This is a genomic window from Vibrio sp. 1069, from assembly GCF_033340555.1.
Window position 1 is genome coordinate 1 of sequence record NZ_JAWOWP010000877.1, and the last position, 535, is coordinate 535.

Consider the following 535-nt stretch of genomic DNA (forward strand, 5'->3'; position numbering starts at 1 on the left):
GTATAAACTGTGTTCATGATTGATTCCATAAGTGAAACGTCGCGTAGCTTCCCCAAGGGGCCGCGGTGTGCGTATTGAGTGATGGGTAGCGCTGCATCGCTTTTTTCACCACTAAGTCTTTATCTAAAAAGCAATCGGGTTGGGATTGCCCACGCAGTTGAGCATAACTGACCGTCCAAGGTCCAATGCCTTTCAACGCTAACCATTGTTGCGGATCCGTCTCCGCGTTGTTTTGCATAAACTGAGCGAAACGCACCAACGTCTCTTTACGACTTTGCGGCATCCGCAAAAAACTCACGTCGGCATTCGCAATCGCATCTGGCGTCGGGAAAAAGCGCTTGTCAGCATCACCACTGAGCGTTTTTACCAATAAGTTAAGCTGGCCTATCGCAGCCTTGACCGACACTTGTTGACCAAGAATGGCTCTAACCCCGGCTTCCCAAGCATTCCACACCCCAGGAATCCGAATGCCTCGGTTCGAAACAAGCCCTGGTGCCACATAATCCAAATGCTGCTCGACAGTACAAATATCGGT

The 535-nt window shown here is 50.1% G+C and carries 1 protein-coding gene; it reads right to left on the bottom strand.

Annotated elements, in window-relative coordinates; translation table 11 throughout:
- Positions 1-13: 13 nt before the first annotated feature.
- On the bottom strand, positions 14-535 hold a 522-nt coding region (locus tag R7040_RS29580; RefSeq protein ID WP_411978236.1), incomplete at its 5' end, for a DNA-3-methyladenine glycosylase family protein.